Origin of the sequence: Streptomyces atratus (assembly GCF_014648655.1) — a bacterium.
Taxonomy (GTDB): domain Bacteria; phylum Actinomycetota; class Actinomycetes; order Streptomycetales; family Streptomycetaceae; genus Streptomyces; species Streptomyces atratus.
Map to the genome: position 1 here is coordinate 7,841 of NZ_BMRN01000088.1, position 6,006 is coordinate 13,846.

A 6,006-nucleotide genomic window follows, 5' to 3' on the forward strand; every position below is an offset into this window, starting at 1 on the left:
GGCGATGTTGGAGCCCCAGTCGTGGCCGACGACCACCGCGTTCTCCTCACCGAGGGCGCGCACCAGTGCGACGTTGTCCTCCACCAGGTCGAGCATCCGGTAGGCGTCGGTGTCCGCGGGCTTGGAGGAGCGGCCGTAGCCGCGCACGTCGAGCGCCACGGCTCGGTATCCCGCTGCCGCGAGGACCGGGAGCTGGTGGCGCCAGGAGTACCAGGACTCGGGGAAGCCGTGTACGAGCAGGACCAGCGGGCCGGTGCCCTGCTCGACCAGGTGCAGGCGCCCGGCGGGGGCCTCGATGGTTCGGTGGCGCAGGTCGGCGGACGGCTCGGGGTGCATGGACTTCTCCTCGGTTCGCGGGCGGACGCGGTTACCCACCGATCATGCGGCGCGGCGGCCGCCCGACGCGAGCGCCCTTGCCATCCTGGCAAACTGGCAGGACAGGGCGGTGGAGGTGGCACGGCCGGAGGGAGTGGGGTGACGGTGAGGGACGACGGCATAGCCGACACGCTGGCGGCGATGGGCCCCCGGCTGCGGGCCGCGCGCGAGCAGTGCGGCGCCACACTCACCGCCGTCAGCTGCGCGACCGGCATCTCGCTGAGCACGCTGTCGCGGATCGAGACCGGCCGGCGCAAGCCGACCCTGGAGGTGCTGCTGCAACTCGCGAAGGCGTACGACATCTCCCTGGACGAGCTGGCCGGCACCGCTCCCGCCCCCGCGGCCGGACCGCGCACCCCGATGCCGCAGCGTTTCGGCGACGACAAGGCGGTGCTGCCGCTGACCCGGTACGTCGGCGGCCTGCACGCCCACAAGCACGTCCTGCCCGCCGTCGACGCGCCGCCGGCGCGGCCGCGGCAGGTCTCCCACGACGGCTACGAATGGCTGTGCGTCCTGTACGGGCGGCTGCGGCTCGCACTCGGCGAGCAGGACCTCGTCCTGAGTGCCGGGGACGTCGCCGAGTTCGACACCCGCACCCCGCACGGAGTCGCGAACGCCGGCCCCGGAGAACCGGTCGAATACCTGATCATGTTCGGGCCCCAGGGAGAGCGCCTACGACCGCGCACCCCTCCAGCCCCCGGCCGCGGGGCCCGGTAGTGCGGAGCACAGCGTCCTGACCGCAGGGTGCCGGGCCGGGGATCTGCCGTTGGGGACCCACGGTTCCTGCACCACGGAGGAGCGGGAGTTTTCACAGGTCACCCGGTGTGCTGGAGGCGGGTTACCACTGGCAGTGGACGTGGGTGTCGTGGTTCTTGTCGCCCGGCCCGAGGACCAGTGTGGCGCCGAGCTTCCGGCAGGCATTCATGAGCCCGCGGTGATCGGCCTTCTTGCCCACGCGGCGGCCGATGATCCAGGTCACGTCGACCGCGCGGCCCGCGTAGTGCTTGGAGGTGCGGCTGTGCTTTCCGCCGACGAACTCGGAGATCTCGAACTTGTAGTGGTACTGGGTGCCGAGCTTCAGGACACCGTTGAGCATCCGTGTGTCGAGCGCGACCCGCGCACCCTTTGTGGCCCCACGGGCTGGTCTTGGCCAGGCGCCCGTTGGAAACGTCGACCAGATTCTGTTGTGGGAGAGACACCTTCTCGGTATCGCTCACGTGCGTCTTGGCGTAGGTGATGCCCTTCGCGCTCAGGACGGAACGGGCCAGCCGGGCCGACTCGCTCGCCGGCTTCGCGGGTGCGTGGTACACGAGTTCGCCGCCTTCTGGCAGGGGGTGGTTCGGCTTCACCGTGTGGGCCGCATCGGGTGTTCCTGGAGTAGTCGCTGTTGTTTCCAGGCCATGGCCGCAGCGAGTGTGGTCGTGGCGACGAGCAGGGATCCCATGGCGCGTGTTGCACGACGGTTGCGCAGGGTGCGGCGGTGTGTGGCCATGCCGGCGGCGAGGAAGTCCGATTCGAGGGGCGTGAGTTCATCCCGGCGGGCATATGAAGCGTGTGCGTCGAGCTGGGTAAGGCGAACCGGTGAGATCCGCACGCCGGGCTCCCGCCCGACTGCTTCCCAGGCGCCGGCGGCCTCGGTCAACCAGCGCTGAAAGCGAAGTTTCTCGCGGTCCTGCTCGATCCAGGCGCTCAGTCGGGGCCAGGCGTTGATCAGGGCTTCGTGTGCGAGGCCGGCGGTGGCCCCGTCGAGAGTGATCAGCCGGGCCCGGGTCAGCGATTCCAGCACCTTGTCCGCTCGCTGGCCGCCGCCCAGGGCTGCAAGTTCGGCCCGAGTGACAGAGCGACGGGTGTCGGGGGCGCCGTCGGCTCCTGGGGTGATCATCCGCAGCAGGATCCGCTGTGCAATGTTCGCCTGGATGGTGTCGAGCCGCGTGTAGACGCCCTCGGCGCTCTGGGCGATCGCCCCTTGCAGACCGCCGGCCTGTTCGTAGGAATCCAGGGTGAGTGTACGGCCGCACCGCCGGTTCCAGGTCTCCAGGAGAGCATGAGACAGCAACGGCAACGCGAAGCCGTTGTCTGCGACATCGGCGGTGAGCCGGGCCGTCAGAGCACGCTCGACGACCAGCCCGTGTACCCGCGCCGGTCTGACGATGGCCTCACGCAGTTCGGCAGGGCTCATGCGGGTCACGGTCAGGCTTGCATCGCGGATGACCGCGGCGAGGCCGGAATACTCCAGACAGCGCGAGGAGAAGTCCGCGCGGACACCCAGGACAACGCGGAGACGGCCGGCCGGCTCCCGGGCCGAGAGGAGAGCCGCGACGAACTCCTCCCGCTCGACCGGATCTTTACACAGCGTGAAGAGTTCCTCGAACTGGTCCACGATCAGGCAGGTGTCGGACAGATGGGCGTCCGCGGACGACAGGAGCGAGCGGTGCGTGGCGAGCGGGCGCTCGCCGGGGGTGATGATACGGATCGCCGCAGGGCGTGCCGGACCGCTCTCCTGCTGTCGCAGCCGGGGCACGAGTCCCGCACGGAGGAGAGAGGACTTACCGCTCCCCGAAGGGCCGAGAAGTGCTGCCACACGTTGCCGGCGGGTGAGGGCCCACAGGTCGTCGGCGAGTCGCTCACGGCCGAAGTAGAGAGCGTGGTCGGTGTGGTCGAACCGGGCGAGTCCCTTGTACGGGGGAATCCCCTGACCGAGGTGCTGTGCCGTGAGTTCCTCCGACGCGTGGCGCCAGCGCGCCTCCCACGTGTCGGTGCTGCCGCCGCATGCCTCGACGTAGGCGAGGAGGACGGCGAGGGTGGGCAGTTGCTTGCCGGCCGCAGCCCGGGACAGGGTGGCGACCGAGTAGGAGCAGCGACGGGCCATCTGATGGTACGGGGGGCTGCCGGCGTCATGACGGAGCTGACGCAGGGCGCCCGCCAGACCGGCGACCGGGCCCGCCGAAGCGTCGAGCGGATTCTCGTGTCGGCCCATGGCACTCCTGCCTTTCCCCGTAGCGGCCTCTGAATAAATCGCGCCGTCGTGTCGCCCGCAAGAGGAATTCGCGCCGTGGGCGGACCGGCTGCTCGCACCGTTCGCCATCGTCGACAGCGGAAGATTGTTTCATCGCGCGAGAGGGCCTGCGCAACAAACTTCGGCAGCCCGACACTTGGACGCGATGGGGGACCGCAGGACTTCCACCTGCCAGGAGCACGGGCTCTCGACCGGGCGCGGTCGTGGATCCATTCACGTTCGACGCCTCGAGGGCCCTCGCTCTGTTCAGCGGAGACAAGATCCACGCATTCATATGCGGACCCACCGACTCGGCACAGGGTGAGCACCAGCGGCTACAGGGCTCCGGCCCGTGCCAGGCGATGACCGGTGGATCCAAGGGAACGGAGGACACGGATGGACGGGGCGGATCTGGCGGCCGCGGCGGTGGACGCGGTGGCGCGAGCCGCGGCTGCCGCGACGACCGCGGCCGGCGGAGCGGCCGGCGGCATGGTCATCGACCTGGTGCGCGGCCGACTGCGGGACGTGGCCCAGGGAGAGGAAGCCGTATCGGAGGTCGAACGGACACCGGACGACTCCGACGCGCGGTCGCGGTTGCGGGAGAAACTGTCGGAAGTACTGGCCGAGGATCCGGCGTTCGCCGCGTACCTGGCGAGTGTCCTTGCCCCGCCGAAGCCGACCGAGCAGCCCACCAACGTGGGTGGCATCAGCATCGACCGTGGGGGCCGGGCTCGCGGCACCTTCGTGCTCGGCAACCAAGCAGTCACCAAGATCCGCAAGGGCGACCCGGGCGCGCTCGTGGCGGTCGTCGCGGTGGTCGTCGTGTTGGCCCTGGCCGTGTACGGGCTGGCCCGGCTCGCGACGGGCGACGAAGGCGCGCCGGTTCCCGGCGCCGGGCACCGGGTCACCGTGCTCAAGGACACCGCGACGGTCAAGGCCATCGCACCCGACCTGCACGCCATGCCGACCGGCTGGACCAGCACGTCCACGACAAGTCTCGCGTCAGGTGGCGAAGCCTGCTCCGAGATGTCGGAGAAGCAGCAGTGTGCGGGGATCCTGAGCGTTGCCCAGTCAGCCTTCCATAACCCCTACGACCAGTCCGCCTCCTTCGCGGTGATCGCCTGCGCCTCGGCCGATGACGCCCAGCGCGTCTACGACGACATCGAGCAGCGGATGGGACGAAAGAGCGAGTCCAAGCCGCTGGCGATACCGGCCTTCGGCGACCAGGCGTACGCTCTCGAACTCTCGAAGGGGGAGGGGCAAGCGTTCGTTCGCGTGGGCACCGTAGTCGCCGCCGTGCGGGAGGAAGGTGCCAACGATGACTACGAGGTCGCCACACTGGAGGTGCTGGCGCAGATGGTGGCGGAACGCGCCCAGGAAGCCCAGGACGGCCACACCCCCACCGCACGGGCGCAGGCGACCTGACGGCCGCCCGGTGGGAGGCCTCCCGACGCGCAGTGTCCCGGCACCGACACGGCGTAGCGGCTGCCGGGGGCTTTGTCGGACCTGCTGGAGCGTGGGGGCCGCGATGCGGTCACTACCCGGGCGGTCGCCGACGCCGCTGGCCTGCAGCCGCCGGCCCTGTACCGGCTGTTCGGTGACAAGGAGGGGCTGCTGGACGCGGTGGCCGAGTACGGCTTCACCCGGTTCCTGGCCGCCAAGCAGCAGATCGATCCCGCCCCGCAGGACCCGGTCATGGAACTGCGCGACGGCTGGGACATCGTGGTCGAGTTCGGGCTGGCCAACCCCGCGCTGTACACGCTGATGTACGGCGAACCCACCCGGTCCACCGCCGTCTTCCGGATCGGCCTCGAATTCCTCATGGAGCGAATCCGCCGCATCGCTGCTGCGGGCCTCTTGCGTGTGGAAGAGGGCCTCGCGGCCCAGATCGTCCACGCCCCGGCGGCGCCGTCCTGACCTGGCTGTCCGTGCCCGAGCCCGAGGGTGCGGACGTCCATCTGTCGACCGATTGATGAGCAAGATCGATCAGCGGAGATTCGCAGCCGGATCAGGCCCATCAATCAGTGTCAAAACGTTGGCGTGCACAAGGACGGCGCCGCCGATCTCCTCGCCCCTGTTCCAGCTGGCTTTACAGAGCAGTAGTCAACGTGTGGTCGTGCTGCTCGTGACCGACGGGGCGCGGTGTCGTTGCCTGGTTGATCTGATCTCTGATTGACCCGGAGCGTGCTTCATGTCTTTTACCGCAGCTACCCGACTTGCCGCAGTGTCCTCCGCTGCGATCGCCGCCGTTTCGGTGTGCCTGGGCGCGGCCTCGGCTGCCGAGGCCGCCGAGCCCGCGCAGGTGCAGGCGGTGGAGCAGAGCGCCGCCCCGGTCGGCGACGACCCCGGGGCCTCCGTTCACTTCGTCCCGCTGGGCAGTCTGCTGTTCTCCGACCGGGCCGTAAAGACCAGCGTGAGCCCGGTTCGATGGGATCGCTGACCGAACGCCTCCACCGCGCCCGGACCGCCGGCATTCGGGCCTACCGGGCGCGCCTGCACCCCGACGCCCCCAATCCCGCCGGAATTACGTCGACAGCCTCCGGGGAAACAGTCGCCGAGGCGGGTGACGGCGTGAACGGGTTCGATGTCCTTGCCGCGGTGGTCGGCCTACCGGTGAGCACATGGCGATACCGGTG

At 69.8% G+C, this 6,006-nt stretch carries 8 protein-coding genes; 5 read left to right on the plus strand and 3 right to left on the minus strand.

Features of this window, described 5'->3' with window-relative positions; genetic code table 11:
* The coding region (locus IEZ15_RS46045; RefSeq protein WP_229846529.1) for an alpha/beta fold hydrolase at positions 1–336 on the minus strand (336 nt) is incomplete at its 3' end.
* 180 nt (positions 337–516) lie between these two features.
* On the opposite strand from IEZ15_RS46045, the gene IEZ15_RS41875 reads away from it, so the two are divergent.
* Positions 517–1,092 (plus strand): helix-turn-helix domain-containing protein, encoded by a 576-nt coding sequence (locus IEZ15_RS41875; RefSeq protein ID WP_189282205.1) that lies wholly within the window; start codon positions 517–519, stop codon positions 1,090–1,092.
* Positions 1,093–1,213: 121 nt separating this feature from the next.
* Here the strand turns inward: IEZ15_RS41875 and IEZ15_RS41880 are convergent, their stop codons facing one another.
* Both IEZ15_RS41880 and IEZ15_RS41885 read right to left on the minus strand, forming a co-directional pair.
* Positions 1,214–1,471, minus strand: coding sequence for a hypothetical protein (locus tag IEZ15_RS41880; protein ID WP_189282201.1), 258 nt, complete (start codon positions 1,469–1,471; stop codon positions 1,214–1,216).
* Between the two features lie 249 nt (positions 1,472–1,720).
* Complete coding sequence (locus tag IEZ15_RS41885) at positions 1,721–3,352, minus strand: nSTAND1 domain-containing NTPase (protein ID WP_189282202.1); 1,632 nt, start codon at positions 3,350–3,352, stop codon at positions 1,721–1,723.
* A gap of 414 nt (positions 3,353–3,766) precedes the next feature.
* On the opposite strand from IEZ15_RS41885, the gene IEZ15_RS41890 reads away from it, so the two are divergent.
* The 4 genes from IEZ15_RS41890 to IEZ15_RS46050 form a co-directional block, all read left to right on the plus strand.
* Positions 3,767–4,795: a hypothetical protein gene (locus IEZ15_RS41890; RefSeq protein WP_189282203.1), complete on the plus strand. Its 1,029-nt coding sequence runs from the start codon at positions 3,767–3,769 to the stop codon at positions 4,793–4,795.
* Between the two features lie 72 nt (positions 4,796–4,867).
* Entirely contained in the window at positions 4,868–5,287 is a 420-nt protein-coding gene (locus IEZ15_RS41895; RefSeq protein WP_308427511.1) for a TetR/AcrR family transcriptional regulator, read from the plus strand.
* Positions 5,288–5,594: 307 nt separating this feature from the next.
* Positions 5,595–5,810, plus strand: a complete 216-nt coding sequence (locus tag IEZ15_RS41900) for a hypothetical protein (protein WP_189282204.1) — start codon at positions 5,595–5,597, stop codon at positions 5,808–5,810.
* Positions 5,798–6,006 (plus strand): hypothetical protein (locus tag IEZ15_RS46050; protein WP_229846530.1); only part of this gene is annotated, 209 nt, incomplete at its 3' end. The genes IEZ15_RS41900 and IEZ15_RS46050, both read left to right, overlap by 13 nt.